The following is an 18,121-nucleotide window of genomic DNA, read 5'->3' on the forward strand; positions in this document are numbered from 1 at the left end:
GCCGTTCTCCGCGCGGATCTGGAAGTTCTTCTCCAGCTGTTGCCGGATGTCCGCGGCTTCCTCGTCGGTGAGCTTGACGCGCGGCCGCTTGCCGCGCTTCTCGCGGAGATCCTTCACCGCGTCGTCGGACGTCGGATCCGCGACGTGCGCCGCGTCTTCGTCGAACGCGAGGTCGGGCTCCCTGCCGAGCTGTTCCAGGAAGGTCCCGACCGCCGAGTCGACCGACTGATCGGACAGGTACACCTCGTAGGTGCGGCCCCGGAAGCGGACCTCGGTGGCGACCGAGGTGGTGCCGATCTTGTTCAGGTTGTCGACCAGCTTCACCGGGTCGAAGTCCGTGACGGCGTCGTCCAGTTGGTCCAGCAGCTCGTCGCGCCGCTGCGGGGTCAGCTTCCCGTCGCGGTAGTCCTGCAGGATCAGGCCGGCGGCGATGGCCCGGACTTCCTCGCCGATGCCCTCGGCGCCGTCGAAGCGGGTGAGGTCGCTCAGCGTGCTGTTCTTGGCGACCGCGGCGTAGTCCTGGACCTCGTTGGCCAGTTCGGCCTGGTCTTGCTTGAGAAGCCCCGCCTTCTGCTGCTCGGTCAGCTCGGCACCGGTAGCGGGCAGCGACGTCTCGTGCGGCAGGGTGGCCAGCGCGGCCAGCATCTTCTCCTCGAACGCCGCGACCTTCTCCTTCGGAATCAGCACGAAGGCCGCGGTTTCTCCGGCCCCGGCCACCTTCTCGCCCAGCGCCTTGCCGTCCCGGCTGATCGTCAGGTCGAAGTGCTCCGCGAAATCCACCCGGTACAGGACGTGCCTCGCCGGGGCGTGGTCCTTCTGCTTCAGGAAGTTCTTGAACTTCCCGAACAACGACGTGCCGTGGCCGGCCCCGATCTTCAGGGACGCCTGGCCACCGGTCTGGACGTCCAACCCGTCGAAGTTGGCCACGGTGTGCAGGTAGCGCACGTCGAGACCGATCGCGGAGGCGGACGTGGAGTTGCTCGCGCTGATCCTGATCTCGCCGCGGCGGCGGGTGGTCCCGCCGGTCACGTCGACCTCCATCAACGGCCCGAAGCCCGTCATCCTCGGGTCGGAGGTGAACGTCGCCGCGTAGTTGTGGGCGGCCGTGGCGGTGTGGTTGCGGATCCACCGGGCCCCCTTGTCGACCGCGTCCGGCAGCTTCTCCGACACCGGTGCGGACTTGTCCCGCGGAACCGCCTGGTCCCAGGTCACCGTGGTCTTCTTGGTCACGCCCCGGACGTAGCCGTCCGACCGGCCGTCCGGCGAGAGGGTCCGCATGAAGTTCTCGGTCATCAGGTCGAGACCGTCGTACTTCGACAGCTCCTGCAGCACCGCTTCCTGGGTCTTCGCGGTCCCGACCCAGGTGATGACGTGCTCGATGTCGTTCTGCGTCGATGCCGGCATCCGCACCGGCCGGCGTCCCGGTGCCAGTCGGTGGTATTCGCCGCCCGCGACCTTGGTGCCCAGGGCCTCCTTCGGGTAGCCGAGGGTGAACTTCTCCGGCAGCTGCTGGGTCATCTCGGCCAGCTTCACGCCGTTCTCCGTGATGCTGGCGTGCATCTCGAAGCCGACCTCGAACTGGTCGGCGACCGTGCGCACGAACTCGGTCTTGTACAACGTGCTCGACGAGGTGGCCCTGCCGGTGTTGATGGACGAGTCCCGGCCCTGTTCCAGGAACGGGAGCACGTAGACCAGGCCGGACTTGTCCGCGACCGTCCCGATCCAGCCGGCGAGCAGGTTGATCTTCGATTTGTGCGACACCGTTGCGGTGCTGCCGCTGCCCGGCCCGCTTTCGAACTGGGAACCCTGCTTCGGGCCACCTGCCGCGTCGCCGCCCGCGGCCGCCGGCCGGGTCACCGGGCCGGTTCGCGTCAGCTGCAACATGATGTGGCGGTTCACGCCGAGCCGCACCGGGAGGCCGGCGCGGAGCATCCGGAGCAGGCCGTTCTCGCCGAAGGCGCCGGCCTGCCGGCGCAGGTACACCTCCAGGTTGGTGCGGTCGGATCGGCTCAACGCCTGGCCGAGCTCGTTGTTCGCCTCGTGCACGCCGAGCTCGTGCCCGGTGACCGAGTCGAGGACGGTCTTGATGAGCAGATCCCGCGCCGAGAGCCCGTCGCCGTCCGCCGAGTGGGGCTGCTGGCTGCCGACGACGAGGTCGCCGACCTTGAGCAGCTGCTCCATCGGGTGGGTGGCCCCGTCGTCGGTCACCAGTCCGATCGGATAGGCCCCGCCATCGTTCAGGTCGACGACACCCGAACCCGTCTCGTTCGTGTTCGCAACGCCCGAGCCGGTCTGGTGCGAGCCGGTATCGTCCAAACTGGACTCTTCCGAACTCGGCTCGTTCGAGCCCGACTCGTTCGACTTCGTCCCGCTCAGGTCGTCCCCGGACGCCTGGTCCTCCTGCGCGGACTCGTCCCGCAGGTGATCGCCGACCTGCTCGACGAGTTGCGTCAGCTCCGGGCTCAGGTCCTGCGGGCCACGGGCGGTTTCGGTCTGCGGCGGCCGGTTGAGCTGCTCGACGAGCTCGCCGAAGCGCCCCAGTTCTTCCGCACTGGCCGGACGCCCGGCCGAATCCAGCAGCGCGAGGATGTTCTCGACGGCCTCAGGGTGCGACTCCTGGTGCTCCGTCCGAAGAAGGCTCGCGAACTCGTCGAGTTCCTGCCCCCGAGTCTCCTCGTCCGGCCGCGAAGAACTCGGCTGCGACGTGGTCGCCGACTCCGACCCGTTCACCAGCTGGTTCTTGACCTCGTCGAGGAGCCCGAGCAGTTGGTCGTCCGAGTCCGAGCGCAGCTGTGCGCGGGTGTCCGGTTCGGTCAACGTCCCGTAGTAGTGCGCAGAGCCCTCGTTCCCGGTGCGCACCAGGACGATGGACCCCGAGTCTGGAGTGGTGACGCCTTGAACCGAATGAATCGCGTTCCGCTCGGGGTCGACCACCCAGATGTTCAGGTTCTGGGTTTCGGACACCAACTGCGGGATGAGATCGCCGAGCCCGGGGCCGTAGTACCCGTCCGCGAGGACCGACCTGACCGCCTCATCCAGGGAGAGCCCGGTGTAGTCCGCGACTCCCTGGGACCAGGTCTCGCGAAGGCGCTCGGCGACGAGCCCGCGCATTTCCGGAACCGACATGCTGATGCGGCCGTCGCTGCTGACCCTGATCGCCTCGAAGAGGCAATTGCCGTCGCCCGGCACCCTGATCGGCGTGTAGCCGCGCAACTTTTCCTGGTAGTGGCTCAGCTCGCGCGGCACCTGCGCGTCGCCGGTCTGCCTCGGCACGGGCGCATTCGTCGGCAGGTAGAGCTGGTGGCCGAGTCGCTCGAAACGCTGCGCACGGCGTTGCCGTTCCGCCGCGCTCTCCCGGGTCTCCGGCGCGGAGAGCGCATGGATGACGTGCTGAACCTCGACCGATCGATCACCGAAGTCCAGGCTCAGCAGTAGCTCTGTGAACTGCTGGATGACATCGGAAGAGCCTGGCTCGGACTGCTGCTGTGGCGGCTCGCTGGTCAGGTGGTTCCGGACGCGGTCGGCGAGGTCGACCAGCTCGGGGCTCAAGCCCCGGGATTCGTTCTCGGCCGCGGGCTGCCGGAGCTGGTCGGTGAGGTCGGCGAAGCGCTGCTGCTGCGATTCGCTCAACGGCCGGGAGGCTGGGCTCAGGAGCTCGGCGAGGTCCGCGACGACCTGCGGGTGCGTCTTCCCGTGCTGTTCCCGCAGCAGGTTCTCGAACTGCTCGATTGTCTGCTGCCAATGCGCCGCGGCTTCCGACTGCGGGGATTCCTCGGTCGTCTTCTCCGTCGTGGACGAGATGTCGATCGAGCCCAGCAGGTCCAGCTCGGCCTGGAGCCCGGCCTCCTCCGCCTCCAGCTCGGCCTTGGTCCTGCGGCTCCCGGCCTGCGGGTCGATCGCCTCGGCCTTCTTCGGGTGGAGGTCGAACTGGGCCGCGTTGTAGTACTGCACCCCGGCGCGGTACGCCTTGGTGTCGTTGAGGTTCTGCTTGATCGTGACCTCGAAGTCGAATTCGACGTGCGAGGTGTAGCGGTTGCGGCGCGTGTCCGCCAGATCCTTGCTGCGCTCGTTGCCCTCGACCTTGGTGATGTGCTGCGTGCCGCCCAGCTCGGTGTTCCGCGAGGTCGTACCGCCGCCGACCGTGGCCATGATGGGCTGCGACGCGACCGGCGCCGCGGCGGCCGTCTGGTACCCGGTGTCCGAGCTGTTCGTGACGTCTTCGGTGGTCTCCTCGACGTGCTTCTGCTGCCAGGCCGGCACGTCCCAGGCCAGCAGGAACTCCGGGGCGAACAGCCGAATCTTCGTCCGCACCGAGATTTCCTGGTCGAGCGGGCCGGGCACGGTGAACTCGAAGCGGTAGCCGTTGTCGGTCAGGAAGGGCTCGGCCGTGGGGTCGTCCGGCCTCTCCTTGGGGCGCGCCACCATCGCCGGCGACAGCAATGCCTCCAGGTTCCGGTGGTCGGGCGTGCCCTTGGCGAGCCAATCCCGCAGCGCAGTGCCGGAATCCTGCAGCCCGGAATTGACATCCTGCCCGTCGGCGTGGACGGACGTCTCGACGATGACGTCCACGAGCTTGTCGACCACGTCGCCGGGCAGGATCTTGGCCAGCTCGAACGACCCCGCGCGGAGCACATCCGGGGGCAGTTCCCGCAGCAGCTGGCCCTCGTCGACGATGTCCACCAGCAGGCCCTGCTTCGTCGGGTTCTTCCCCGCGGAGTGGCTGCCCACCAGGGCGTCCGGCAGTTCGAGGACGGCCTGCCCGCGGAAGGTGGGCGGGGCGTCGCCGAGTGCGAGCTTGATCTTCTCCGGGGCGGGCCGGCCGTCCTCAGAACCCGCCTTCGGAGCAGCGGACACCGGCACGACGAGCTTGTCCAGGACGGCCTTGACCGCCTCGTCGAGCACGTCGGCCTGCTTCGCCGGCGACGAGAAGGTGTCCACGATGGACTTCGCGTGGTCCACCAGGGACTTCGCACTGCCGCCCGCCTTGGCCAGGACGGACGCGATCTTCTCGACGACGACGTCGGCCTTGACCTTCTGCGCGGCGGATCCGGCGGCATCGTCCAGGATGGTCTTGATCTGCTCCGCGATGGCCCCGGCCCGGGCCTTGGCCTTCGCCGGCGACGACTTCGGCTCCGCGGCGAAGTCGACCTCCTGCGAAGTGGGCGTCGCCTTGACGGCCACGGCCGCCAAGGTCATCGGGAGCTTGACCTCGTAGATCTCGGCGGTCAGCTCGACGTCCTGGAGGAACTGCGCCGCCTCGCCGGGGCGCGAGCGCCGCTGCTCGGTGATCTGCTCCGCGACGGAGACCTCGGTGCCCTCGGTCTTGTCCACGCCGAACGTCGCGCCCGGACGCATGGTCCCCTGGGTGCCGAACGGGGCCGGCGGGCCGACGAACGCGGTCGCGGTCGTCTTCAACGACCGGTTCATCTGCTTTTCGCCGGTGGTGGTGTTGCCGGAGATCTCCGAAGACCCGCCCACCGGCGGTGTCGCGTGGACCACCTGGACGGGATCGCCGACCGGCTTGGCGTTGAGCTTCAGGACGTAGTGGGTCCTGCCGTCCGGGATGGTCACGGACCAGCCGCCGTCGAGGATCTGCCGAACCGTCCCCAGGTCGCGCAGCGCATCGAGCTTCTGGACCGCGCTCGTCGCCGGCGGCGGAGTGCCCGACTCCGGGTCCCAGCCCAGCACGAGGTCCGGATTCGCCTTCGCGACCACCCGGTAGGCCCAGTCGGCCAGGTCATCGCCCTTGCGCTGCAGCAGCGGATCGATGCCCCGAGCACCGGCGTGGACCTTTTCGTCGCCCGAGGGGGTCAGCGATTCGGCCTCGCGCTGCAGGAGGGCGTCCGCCTGCTTCTCGTAGCGGGCGTCGGCCTTCTTCTTCGCGAGGGCGGCATCCTGCTCCGCTTCGGAGAGACCGGCCTTCTCCTGATCGGACAGCTCGATCCCGTCCAGGTCGGAGAGATCGACCGCCTCCCGATCAGGGTGCAGGTCCACGCCGCCCTTGGGGGTGAACCTGATGGCCTTGACGTCCTTGCCCAGCCCGTCACCGAGGTCGTTGAAGGCCGGCTCGGGGGCCGGGTCCTTGAAGGTGAGCGGCGTCGTCTCGAAGTCCTCGGGCAGCGGCAGCCCGTGCGCCTGCCGGAAATCCTCCGGAACCGCCATGATCGCCCAGCGGGGCAGCAGTCCTTGCCGCACGCCCCGGCGCAGGTCGGCCAGCTCGGTGTTGGGCTTGCCGAACATGTGCAGCGAGTCGTCGAGGCGGTTGTTCATCAGCACGTCCACCACGTAGAGGTGGATATCGCCCTTCAGCGCCGCCGCGGTCAGCTTGTTGACGGCGGCCGCGGTGTCGCGCTCGGTGCCCTCGGCCTGGTAGCTGTGCTCGAAGCTGAGCTCGGCGATGCCGAGCTGGGCCATCAAGGTGCCGCCGAGGGACATGCCGCTGCTCTTGCCGTGGTGCACGGCGATCTGGCCGGTGGTGGCCGGCTTCCAGGATCCCTTCGGGATGGTCCCGACGTGCTCGACGATGTGGGCCTGCAGGTCAGAGCTGAAGATGCCCTCGCGCTTGATCGGCGTGCCCTGCGGCCCGTCGCTGATCCGCTGCGGTCCCAGGAACATCCCCTGGACCAGGGTTTCGTACTCCTTGCGCGAGAGCTGGGCCACGTCCTTCGAAAGGACGTCGAACGGGTTCGCCGTCTTCTTCTCGTTGGACTCCTCGTGCAGCTTGACGTACTCGCCGTTGAAGATCGCCAGGGTGTCGCGCATGTAGTAGACGAGCCCGGCACCCGGCGGGATCTGCTTGCCCAGCCGGTGCTCGGGATTCTGCTCGTCGAGCAGTCCTTCACGGCTCTGCAGGTCGCGCAGTGCTTCCTGCAGCAGCGGCTCGCGCGCACCGGGGTCGAGCTTCCCGGAAAGCTCGACCAGGTTCTCGGGCACCAGGTAGCCGGCGGCGCCGGCGGCGGTCACCTTGCCGAGGTCGCCGGGCTTCACCGGCCGGAACAGCTCGGCCAGGCTGCTCGGTCGCTTCGCGTGGTACTTGGACCAGCGCTCGCCCCAGTCCCGGTGCTTCTCCTCGCGGATGTCGGCGGTGAACCTGACCGCCCGCTCGATGCGGAGGGCCTTGCCGGTCTGGTTGACCTTGTCCTCGTGACCGGCGGCCCGCAGGTTGCCGCTGTGCGCGCTGGTCTCCTGCCGGTACTTCCCGCCGATCGCGGCGCCCAGGTAGATGTTCTTCGCGAATCCGTCTTGGCCCATCCGCACCCGGCCGAGCAGGTTCAGGGCCGCGGCCCAGCCGAAGCCGTGCTTCATGCGGACGCGCTGGCTTGCCCCGGCCGAGCGGGTGCCGGTGATGACCGCCTCGCCGACCTTCTGCTCGGAGACCACGTCGCCGAGCAGGGCGCCGACGTCGACCACGAACTTCCGGTCGCCGGCGTCGATCGTCACCTGGTGGGGGCGCGACTGCGAACGATCGGTGCCGTGGGCGTAGTCGCCGAACTCCTCGACGAGCCGGCTCGGGGAGAGCTCGCTGAGCTGCAGGTCGATCGCCTGCACCTCGACCGCCGTCAGCTTCCTGGCGCCCTGCTCCAGCGCGGTGAGGATCGTCTGCCGGACCTTGTCGTGGATGTCCTCCACGCCCTTGATGTGGGTCAGGTCGGAGACCAGCCCGCCGTTGTCCAGGACGGTGCGCAGCTGGTCCGCGCGTTCCCGCGACGGCTTCGGCGGCGCCTGCTCCGGGACCGGTTCGGTGCCGCGACCGAGGATCTTGTCGAGCTCGGCCACCAGGGCCGGGAGGTTCTCCTCGGTGACGTAGACGTAGGACGCGCCCGGCTCCTCGCCGACGGACTTCAGCTCGGCTCCGAGGAGCTTCTTCGCGTCGGACTTGTCGCCGTGCTCGTGCGTCGCGAGGCTGGTGTGGTTCTTCAGTTCGAGCCGGATCTCGACGAGATCGGCCGCGTGCGACGACTTCTGCTTGCTCGCCGCCGGTTTCTTGTCGGTGGCGGTGAACTTGCCGGACTTGCCGAAGGTGATCTGCCCGTCGAGGCCCAGCTGCGCCGGGCCCCTGCTGCCGCCGAAGAGCGAGGCGAGATCGCGCAGCCACCGGAACCTGAGCCCGGCCTCGGCGGCGTCGCCGAAGACGTACTCGGCCATGCGCTCGAGCGACAGCCGGTGGTCGACCCCGATCTGGGCCCTGGTCTTGCCGGTGATCGTGAAATCGACCAACTCGCTCCGCGCGTGCCACGCCACGGAGTCGGGCCGGAGGTCGGGATTGATCGCGAACCGGGGCGGCAGCTGATCTGCCCTGACGCTCGCATGCTTGACCTCCAGTCCGTGCACGAGCGCTTCGACCGACCCGTCCTTCATCAGCGACGAATTGGCGGTGGTGTTGATCAGCTTGAGCAGCGCGCTGTTCTGCCTGACGAACTCCGGCAGCGCGTCCATCAGCTTGTGCTGGAAACCGCGGCCGAGGTGGGAGTCCCCCACCGCCGCGATGAGGTTCGCCGCCTTCTGGGTGAGGTAGGCCGGTTTCCGGCCCTCCGGCTGCGCGGTCGCCGAACCGTCGGGGTCGAGGTCGCCCCGCGCCGCCTCGATCTCCGCCTTGATCTTCGCCGCTGCCTCGCCGTCGCGGAGATCGTCGGCCGGGGCGAGGAAGTCGACCTTCCCGAAGTCCGCCTTGTCGCCCGGAGCCGGGGTGCGGCCGTCGAACGCCCAGGCCAGATCGAACCCGGCCTCGAACGCCTTGTTCGCCGAGGACAGCTTCACGGTCTTCACGAACGACTGGTTGAGCCGTTGACCGATCCTCTTGAAGGTCTCGTTGATCCACGTGACCTGGGGCGCCACGCTCAGGAAGCCCGAGACCATGGCGGGGACCGCGCCGATGCTGACCGAGACCTGCGTCTTGACGCCGGTCTCCCTGCTCGACTCCGTCCGCTCCGACTGCTCGACGACGTTCTTCTGCTCGGTCTTGCCCTTCCCGGTGGTCTCCAGGATGGACTCGGGCCGCACGTCGAGGTTCAGGTCCAGCAGGCGGTGGCCGGGCTTGCCGTCGGGGGTCGTCCGGCCCGTGGGGAGTACGAAGGTCATGCCCTGCGCGAGCAGCTTCAGGGCCCCGAATTCGCCGGCGTGGAGGGTGAGGGCGGCCAGGTCTTCCTTCAGCCTGCCCCGCGGCGCCGCCATGGAATCGCCCTGCAGCTGCGGGATCAAACCGATGACGTGGTCGGCGAAATCTTCCGCGGCCTTCTCGCGGGACACCGGCCTGGGGTCCGCGTCCGAGCGCTGTTCCCGGGGACCGGGGACCACTCCGTTGATCTGCTGCAGCCGGTAGGTGTCCGGGAACTTCCCGTCCAGGTACAGCTTGAGGGGCACATTGCCCTGGCGCTTCGGCGGATCCTCGTCGGTGGACGTGGATGCGGAGTCCGGGACATCGGATTCCGAATCGTGCTGGAGGGCCTCCAGCTCGTGCGCCTCTTCCTCGCGGATGGTCGGCAGGCCGGGCTGCTCCTCGATCTTCCTGATGGCCTTGTACAGCTCATCGCCCGGCTTGATGTCCATCGGCGATTCGGCGGTCAGGTCGATCTCAGACGTCGACTCGTCGTCCTCCGCGACTCGGCGGGGCGGCGCGGCCGATTCCAGGTCGATAGCGGTCTGTCCCCAGGATGGCAGCGGGGTCGGCGCGAGCATCCTCGCCGGCCTGGAGATCTCGCCGTGCGACCGCGTCGGCGCCGCGTCGTGGTCGATGTCCAGGTAGCGCAGCGCCTGCTCGGGCAGGCCGACCGGGTGCTCGGAGTTCGGCTGGGCGTCCGGCTTCCGGAACTCCTTGCCCGGCGAGGTCGTCGTGGTGACGTCGGTGACCTGCCGCACCAGCCCGCTCAGCTCAGGCCGCGAATGGAGGTAGCCCAGCGCGGCCGTCCAGACGGCGTCGGGCTGCCGGTGCTTGGCGACCAGTTCGCGCACCCCGGCCAGGTTCAGGTCGCCGCCCCGGTCGCGGAGGCCGCTGACCAGCGACTCGACGACCTGCTTGGTGAGTTCGACCGACGCTTCCCAGTTCTCGTGCCCGATCGTCGACGACTCGGGGGTGGCGCCGGATTGCCGGCTTCCGAACGGGTTCGACGCCCGATCGTCCACTGCGCTCGATCGAAGCTCGGAGATCAGCAGGTGCGCCAACGCCTCGGTGGCGTAGCTGTGGCCGACGCCCTCGACCTCCGACGTGAGGACGTGCCCGTCGGGCGTCCTGGGGTCGCTCAGCGCGTGGTTGACGCCGAGCTGCTCGGCCAGCAGGCCGATCTGGAACAGGTGCCGCACCCGGAAGCCGGACCTCGTCGTCGGCGAGTCACCCATGATGTTGGCGACGTTGCGCTGGACGCGGGAAAGGCCAGCATCGGCGTTGAACACCGGAGGAGCGATGTCGGTGTGCGTGTACCGGTACTCGTCCACCAGACCCACCGAGTGCAGGATCTCGTGGACGAACTTCCAGTGGACGTCGCCCTTCGTCTCCGATTCCAGAACCCAGGTCGCCTGGTCGGTGCCCCGCTTGCGCTTGTCGGCCTGCTCCTGCGTGAGCAGGTCGACCTCGCTGTGCGCCTTGGCGGGATCGTCGACGAACTCCACCTTCAGGTAGAACTGCTCGCCCGTGGGCAAGCGGTGGCCGCGGGCGTTGACGAGCTCGTTCAGCAGCTTCGTCGTCTGCTCCCGCACACCGGCTTGCCGGCCGGTGTTGCCCTTGAGGTAGATCTTGTGCTCGAACTCCATGACGAAGCGGTCCGGCGCACCGTTCTTGCCGGTCACCGTGATCCGCCGCGCGTCGTAGGCGATCTTGCCCACCACGCCCTTCTGCGAGGTGAGGTGACCGATCAGCCGCTGCTTGAGATCGAGCTGACGAGCGGCGACCTGGTCCAGCCAGTCCGGCCGGGCCTTGCCGTCCGCGCCCTTGGGGAAGTTCCCGTTCTCGTCCCGGGGAAGGCCGTACTTCGGCAGCGGGTGCCGGGTGTAGGTCTTCTTGCCGCCGGGCTTGCCGTCGTGCTGGACGTCGCGGTCCGTGTGGAACACGGTCACGTGGGTCACCGAATCCCGCAGGTGCGCCCAGTCCGACGGCTTCAGCAAGTTCTCGTACGGCGCGATCCACTTGCCGTCGCGGTCGATCATCTTCGCGTTGCTGCCGTACCGGAGGTCGATGTCCTGGTCGACGACCTGCTCCTTCGGCAGCTCGTCGAGTTGCCCGGATTCCTGCGGCGCCCGGCGGTACTGGGGGTCTTCGCCGGAGTCGAGGTGGCCGTTGTCCGTCTGCTGCGAGAAGGGGTTGGTGCTCGGCGGCTCCGCGTTGTGCAGGAACGGGTTGGTGGTCGGTGCATCGGTCGGCAGGAACGGGTTGGTGTTCCGCAGGAACGGGTTGGTATTCGGCGAATCTCCCTGCTGCTGCGAGAAGGGGTTGGTACTCGGCGACCCCGGGTTCCGCGAGAACGGATTCGCGCTGGGCGTTTCCGCCTGCTGGAGGAAGGGAATGTTGCTCGACGACTCCGTCTGCAGGAGCGGGTTGGTGTTCGGAGAATCTCCTGGTGGCAGGAACTGGGCGGCAACGGACGGCTCGGCCTGCTGCTGCGACAGGAACGGATTGGTGCTCGACGACTCCAACGGCTGCGCGGTCGGCGTTTCGGTGTCCTGGCCGAGGTTCTGGGTGGACTCGGTGGTGCGACCGGGCTGGTTCGTCGACGACTCGGTCGACGCCGGGGTGTTCGGGGCCGACTCGGTCTGCTGCGGGGTTGGGGCGCTCGGGCTCGATTGGGTCGGGCGCGTGCTCGTGTTCTGGGAGCCGGTGTTCGAGGAACCGCCCTGCGAACCGGGGTTCTGGGCGTTCGTCGCGGTGCCGGTCGACGTGGACGTCGGGCCCGTGCTCGTCGTCATCGAGCTTGGCGACGTAACGGCGCCGTGCGCGAACGCGACCTGGTGGTCATCGTTCGAGCCTCGCTCGGACAGCGGCTCACCGGTCACCGGATCGAGTTCCGCATCCAGGTCGATCAGGTCCACGTCGTCGAAGTGGGAATCGCCGTAGTCCGAACCGGCATCCGACATCCAGTCGCCGTAGTCGCCGGTGGCGAGCAGGGGCTGGGTCTCGATGTCCGCGGCGCCTTCCAAGACGTCCAGCGGATCTTCGTCGACCACAGTGGACGTATCGGAGAAGACCGAGCTGTTGTCCGCGAAGTTGCTCGACTCGGTGCTGATCGCACTTCCGGCTCCGGACGTGCCGCCGGCTCCGGTGTCGACCGGTGCGATGAGGCTGGTGCCGCCGGAGTCGAAGAAGTTCTTCATCATCAGCGGGATGGTCAGGTTGTTCTGGAGCAGATGTTCCTTGACCTTGTCGGCGACCAGCGTTTCGCCGAGCATCTCGGCGGCGCCGGAGACCGCGCCACCGGTGAAGCTCTCCCAGCTCGGGTCCCATTCCTCGCCGTTGACGGCGCTGCCCGCGCCGTCGCCCAGGAAGCCCTGGAGACCGAAGATCGGCGAGCCCGCCACCGAGCCGATCATGTGGGACGCCACGCTTTCCTTGACGTGGCCCAATCCGCTGTGGATCGAATCGGAGTATCCCTTGGTCAGCGCGTTGAACGCGTCATCGCCCAGCTCCTTCCGATAGGGACGCATGGCTTCGGCCAGGGCGAGTTCGAAGCCGCCCTGGCCCGTCTTGCCGGCGTTCTTCGTCACCGCCTCGCCGAAGGCGTTCGCCGCATCCTTGGCGCCCTGCTTGCCCAGAGCATCGGTCAGGTGCTTCTCGAACGCGGTGTTGACCGCCTCCTTGAACCGGAACCCGGCACTGGCGGTCATGGACTGGACCCAGCCCTTGCCGATTCCGTGCGACGCGCTGTTTCCGAACCCGGTCAGGAAGTGGGTGCTGAAGTTCTTCGTCGTCGTCGCCAGGTCGTCGCCCAGCTTCGTGAGCGACTTCGACAGGTTGTCCGCCGTCGACGCGCCCGAATCCGTCAACGATTTGGACAGGCTGTCCGTCGTCGACGTGCTCGTTTCCTTCAGCGACTTCGACAAGGCGGTGGCCTCGATGTCGCTCGCCGCTTTCCCGAACTGCTTGGTGATGCTGTCGGCGGCGTGGTCGCCGACGTTCATGAGCTTCTTGCCGAACTCGGAGGTGAGGTTGAACTTGCCGAGCCCCTTGCCCAGGTGCTTGACCGCGGCCTTGCCCAGCGCGCCGGCGGCCATCGAGGCCACGCCGCCGATCGCGCCGGAAACCGCGGCGCCCTTGAGCGCCCCGGTGGTCAGGTCCTGGTTCCAACCGTGCTGCAGGCCCTGCTTGATGAGCTCGGACTGGATCGCGAGGTCCAGCAGCCACCCGGCGACCAGCTCGAACGCCAACGACATGATGGTGGCGACGATCAGCTGCACCAGGACCCTCAGGATCGTGCTGGTGATCGCGCGGATGATCGGGATCTTCAGCAGCGATGCCCCGCCGGTAGCCCACGCGATGGCGATCGCGCCGGCGATCTCGATCGCCATCAGGATCATCTGGCCGATGGCCTGCGCCTTCATGTACCTGACCTGCGAAGAGGTCTGGAACAGGAAGTCGCCGAACGAATCGGCGGCCGCCGCCACCTTCTCCAGGGTGCTCAGGCCGCTCGCGTCACTGGTGATGTACTGCCTGGCGTACTGGCCGAACTCCTCGGCCGCGTCGCCCGCGAAGCCCGAGTTGATGGCGGCGACGTAGTCGTTCAGGTGGGTTTGCAGCGACCGCAAGGCTTCGGCAGCGGCCTTGTACTCCCCGTCGAGGTCCTTGAGCTTGTCCTCGTCGGCCTGCGGCCATTCCGAGCCCGTCAGCCCGGCGAAGACCTTGGCTCCCTCCGGGTCGAGGTACAGCGACACAGCTGACACCCTCCCCGTTCAGCCACCCGCTCCCGCACCCGGGAGCACCCTGTCGAAACCTAAGAAATCGTGCTCCAGCGCCGAGCACTAACTCCCGAAGGACTTGTTCGCGTTGTCAACGTTGTCCTGTTCGGTGTTGTCGGTCATGTTGTTGAACTTCTGGCCGTTCTCGCTGGTCCGGTGCAATGCCTCTTTGAAGGTCTTGCTCAGGTCCCGGAAGTTCGCGAACAGGTGAACGCCGTTCTCCTTGACGCTGTCGGTGATGTCGCCTTCCTTGCCCGCCGCCGCCATCGTCTCGGCCTCCAGGCGGTCCGCGTAGGAGATGAACTTCTCCATGTCGGCGGTCGCCTCGCCGAGCATCGGGAAGTCCTTCCTGAGCTGCTCGGTGACGACGAACTTACTTCCCATTGCCGCGCTCCGGGTTCAGCGAGTCGGTGACGTCCTTCTGCATCTTCATCAGCGGCGCCAGGAACTCGCTGAAGGGCGACGCGCCGCCCAGCGATTCGCGCAGGTCGGCGATGTCGCCCAGCTGCGGCGCCATGGTCTCGTTGACCTGGTTGAGCATGTCGGCGCGGGCCTGCTCCACGACTTTCACGACGGCGTCGGCCAGCTCGGCCCGGGCCATCGTCCGGTACCGGTCGTCGTGGAACTCCAGTTTGGACAGTTCGCCGCCGGCCTTGACGGTGGCGCTGACCATCCGGTCCTTGGAGCGGGCCGTGGCGGTGCGGCTGAGCAGGTCCTGCTCGACCTTGCGCATCTCCTGCTGCTTCTCGGTGATCTGCGCGAGCGCCTGTTCCATCTGCGCCTGCAAGTTTCCGAAGTTCACGGTACGTCTCCCATCACGCGTTCAGCGGCCGATGGCGGTGGTGAAACCGCCTTGGCTGCCCCATTTCTCCGGGTCCTCGGTCAGCCAGGTGTTGCGCTGCCGCTCCTTCTCCTGTCCGCCGGCGGCGCCACCGCCGCCCATCGGCGGCGGCATGACCGGAGACTGCCCGTTCGCGCCGCCGCCGCGGCCCTTCGGCCCGGTCTCGGTGTCCATCGTCGACGGCTTGCGCAACGCGTCGTCCAGAGCGGAGCTGTTCGTCGTTGAACGCTTCGTCGGGTCGCCGATCTCCGGCGGCCCGACGGGCCCGACTGTCTTCGTCCCGAACGGGCCGTTCAGCGGCATCTTGTTCTTGAACGGCGCGCCGTCCGGGCCGACGGCACCCAGGAACTTGCCGTTGGGCCCGAGGACCAAGTTGCCCTTCGGGTCGAGGACCTGGCCGTGCGGGTTGACGGAGGATCCGTACGGGCCGTAGAGCGGCCTGCCGTCCGGGCCCGTGGCGAACGTCCCATCGGGGTTGCGCAGCATCTGGTTCGGCCGGATCGCGGAGTCCGGGTCCACCTTGATCGGCTTGCCGTCCGGCCCGTTGAGCAGCGTGCCGTCCGGCTTGGTGATGGTGCCGTCGGCGTTGATCTTCGAGCCGTTCGGCACGGTCAGCGGGGTGCCGTCCGGCCCGCGCGCCACCGAGCCGTCCGGGTTGAAGACGGAGCTCTGCCCGCCCGGGTTGTTCGGGTCGTACGTCGTGCCGCCGAGCGAGTTGTTGTTGCCCAAGCCCAGCGATCCGGGTCCGGTGAGGAACGACGGCGGCGGGACGTTCTTCTCCTCGTTCAGCGAGCCGGTGCCGGTGCCGTTGCCGTCGGTCAGGTTCTGGGTGAACTCCTTGTTCTGGTCCTCGACCTCGTCGAGGGTGTCCAGGTCAGAGGCATCGGTGTCGTCCCCGAGCTTCTTGTCGCCGCCCAGCCCGTTCCCGTCCGGCGTGAGGTTGGTCTTGTTCAGCTCGTTCTGCTTGTCGAGCTCGTCCTGCTTCTGCTTTTCGAGGTCGTCCTGCTGCTGCTTGTAATCGTCCTGCTGCTGCTTCTGGAAGTCGCCCTGCTGCTTCAGGTTCTCCTGCTGCAGCTTCTGGTTGTCCTCCTGCATCTGCTGCAGCTTCTGCTTGAATTCGTCGTCCGCGCCGCCGCCCGAGGTCGGCTGGTACGTGGCGGTGATCTGGCCCAGGCGGACATTGGGGAACCCCCGCGGGATGTGCTCGAACTTGCCGTTGGCCGTGCCCATGGCCTGCGCGGCCGGGTCGTCGAGCTTCTGGACGAAATCCGAGTTCCACAGGTCCTTGGCCGCCCGGTCGAGCTTCTTCTTGAACTCCTCCGACTCGACCGACACGTTCGTACCGCCGGCGGTGATCTCCCTAACCTCACCTGCGGAGGAGTAGGTCATCATGAGGTTCATGCTCCGCAGCGCCTCGGCCACTGCCATCCGCGGGCTGCTCAGCGAGAACGCCTCTTTGTTCTCGAGATCCGGGCGCCAGGCGGTGAAGGCGTTGAGCAGCTGGAGAGCGTACTGCGACAGCGCGTCCTTGGCCTTCTGCAGCTCGGCGATCATCCTGGGGTTGGCGACGTCTTCGCCGAATCGCCGCAGCTTCTTGACCGCGTCTTCCAGCTTGCTCTGGTAGGTCTTGGCCGCCTCACCGGAGAAGCCCTGGCCCGAGCCGACCGACTTCGCCTGGGCCTCGAAGTCGGCGGCCCACTGGTTGATCGCGGTCTGGGTGTCCTGCAGCTGCTTGATGTAGAAGTCGACGCTCGGCTGGCTGGCGACGACCTGGTTACCGGCCGTGTTCTCGAACGGGGCGATGGTCGCCACCGGGTCCAGGATTTCCTTGCCCTGCGCGAGGATCTGGCTCCAAGTGCTGCCCGCGCCGAACTGCGAGTGGTCGAGGTTCACCCCGATGTAGAGGTAACCGTAGGACGATCCCTGCGCGCCTTGGTCGGCGCCGACCGTGAGCGCCGACGACTCGAATTTGAACTTCAGGTACACGTCCCAGGTGTTGGCGGGGTCACCCGGCATCGTGTCGCCTAGCCAGCCGACACCCCCACGAGCCTGCTGCAGGTAGTCGACGGTGGAGATCCAGGACGGCGAGTCGTTCCCGGCGAAGGCGTCGCGGTCGGCGACCTTGAAGTGACTGGGCACGAGGGCCTGGAGCGCTTGTTCCCAAGCAGCCGACATTTCTGCTCACTCTCCTACGACGTGCCCGCGGCCGCCGACCGCGACGATTGCCAACCGACCGAACCAGCGGTCAGAAGGAGTTCTCCGACTTCTTGGTGTTCTCTTCCTCGGTCTTGTTGACCGTGGCCTGCAGCTTTTCCAGCTCATCGACCCAACCCGGCATCCAGTCCTTGACGAGCGTCTGGAGCTGGTTGTCGATGTTTCCGGCGAACTCCCCGGCCCGCTGCGTCAGGGTCTGCGCCTCCGGCAGGAGACCGACCAACAACTTGCTGTAGCCGTTGCCGGTCTTGCCGCCGTCCAGGTCCTTGCTGTTCTGGGCGAACGTCGAGAGGTTCTTCATCGGTTCGGAGTTCATCCACTCCGTGTAGAACTTGTCGAGGAAGGTCTTCTGGCCGCTGATCGCCGCGTCTGTGATCTCGAGCTTGTTGGTGTCGGTTTCAGCCATGGCACATCACCTCGCCGTCATCACATGAAGTACTGGGCGGCGACCTTGTCGACGTCCTTGTACGCCTCGGTGACGTTGTTGAGGATCCCCGAGCCCTGGTGGAACTGCTGGATCATGTTCTTCTGCTCGTTGTCGATCATCTGCTGCGCGCCCTGCCACGAGTCCTTCCAGTGACCGGACAGCGCGGGGTCCTGGATGATCTGGTTGACGACCCGCTGGATCTCGTCGATGTGCTCGTTCAGCTTCTCGGTCTGCTTGAACATCATCGCGACCAAGGCTTCGGATTCCGCCTTGTTGACGTCAAGATCGGCCATTTCGGTTCCTCACAAGGTATTCGGATCGGAGCGGGTCAGTTGTGCGGCTTGCTCAGGACGTCGTACATGCCCTGCCCGAACTGGGCGGCCTTGCTCTGGTTGTCCTCTTCCGCAGCCTGGATCTGCTTCTTGGCCGCGCCGAGGTTGTTGATGACCTCGTCGACCTTCGCCTTGATCTTGTTGTAGCTCTGGGTCCACGCCTCGATCTGCGTGTTGAACGTCCGGCCGGCCCCGGACCGCATGTAGGCCTGCAGCTGCTGGTTCATCTGCTGGACGTTCTTCGCGGCCTGGTCCATCGAGTCGACGTGCTGGACCAGGCTGCTGGTCAGTTGTTGCTGCTTCGCATCATCGTGCGCGAGGTTGTTGGGCGAGGTCACCGATTCCTCCAAGGTTTTCGAAGCCTCTGGCAATCACGAAACTAGGACCACCGGCCCGCGCCAACCACATCCCAGAACAGGGACATGGCAGGGG

General features: G+C 67.3%; 7 protein-coding genes (1 of these 7 cut by a window edge). All 7 read right to left on the minus strand.

Translation table 11 applies throughout. The features are described 5' to 3' along the window. Positions 1 to 13,851, minus strand: the 5' portion of a protein-coding gene (locus AB0H93_RS36475) for a hypothetical protein (protein WP_358579582.1). The gene continues 22,632 nt to the left of window position 1, outside the view; 13,851 of the gene's 36,483 nt are visible here — the first part of the coding sequence; the start codon lies at positions 13,849 to 13,851; its stop codon lies off the left edge, out of view. An 87-nt stretch (positions 13,852 to 13,938) separates the two neighbouring features. Beyond that, complete coding sequence (locus AB0H93_RS36480) at positions 13,939 to 14,259, minus strand: hypothetical protein (RefSeq protein WP_358579584.1); 321 nt, start codon at positions 14,257 to 14,259, stop codon at positions 13,939 to 13,941. Continuing rightward, entirely contained in the window at positions 14,249 to 14,677 is a 429-nt protein-coding gene (locus AB0H93_RS36485; RefSeq protein WP_358579586.1) for a YbaB/EbfC family nucleoid-associated protein, read from the minus strand. Before AB0H93_RS36485 ends, AB0H93_RS36480 begins: the two co-directional genes overlap by 11 nt. A gap of 21 nt (positions 14,678 to 14,698) precedes the next feature. Next, positions 14,699 to 16,891 carry a hypothetical protein gene (locus AB0H93_RS36490; RefSeq protein ID WP_358579589.1) on the minus strand — a complete coding sequence of 731 codons (2,193 nt, stop codon included), beginning with the start codon at positions 16,889 to 16,891 and terminating at the stop codon, positions 14,699 to 14,701. A 70-nt stretch (positions 16,892 to 16,961) separates the two neighbouring features. Then, positions 16,962 to 17,336 carry a hypothetical protein gene (locus AB0H93_RS36495; RefSeq protein WP_358579591.1) on the minus strand — a complete coding sequence of 125 codons (375 nt, stop codon included), beginning with the start codon at positions 17,334 to 17,336 and terminating at the stop codon, positions 16,962 to 16,964. Positions 17,337 to 17,356: 20 nt separating this feature from the next. Beyond that, a complete protein-coding gene (locus AB0H93_RS36500) occupies positions 17,357 to 17,650 on the minus strand; it encodes a hypothetical protein (protein ID WP_358579594.1) in 294 nt (97 codons plus the stop codon). A 35-nt stretch (positions 17,651 to 17,685) separates the two neighbouring features. Continuing rightward, a complete protein-coding gene (locus tag AB0H93_RS36505) occupies positions 17,686 to 18,027 on the minus strand; it encodes a hypothetical protein (RefSeq protein ID WP_358579597.1) in 342 nt (113 codons plus the stop codon). Positions 18,028 to 18,121 lie beyond the last annotated feature (94 nt).

It is taken from the genome of Saccharopolyspora sp. NPDC050642 (genome assembly GCF_040654735.1).
Classification (GTDB): domain Bacteria; phylum Actinomycetota; class Actinomycetes; order Mycobacteriales; family Pseudonocardiaceae; genus Saccharopolyspora; species Saccharopolyspora elongata.

What these genes read in the sequence shown, in the direction of transcription:
- AB0H93_RS36490 (WP_358579589.1), bottom strand. Translation starts at nt 16,891, where the DNA reads ATGTCGGCTGCTTGGGAACAAGCGCTCCAGGCCCTCGTGCCCAGTCAC.
- AB0H93_RS36480 (WP_358579584.1), bottom strand. Translation starts at nt 14,259, where the DNA reads ATGGGAAGTAAGTTCGTCGTCACCGAGCAGCTCAGGAAGGACTTCCCG.
- AB0H93_RS36500 (WP_358579594.1), bottom strand. Translation starts at nt 17,650, where the DNA reads ATGGCCGATCTTGACGTCAACAAGGCGGAATCCGAAGCCTTGGTCGCG.
- AB0H93_RS36495 (WP_358579591.1), bottom strand. Translation starts at nt 17,336, where the DNA reads ATGGCTGAAACCGACACCAACAAGCTCGAGATCACAGACGCGGCGATC.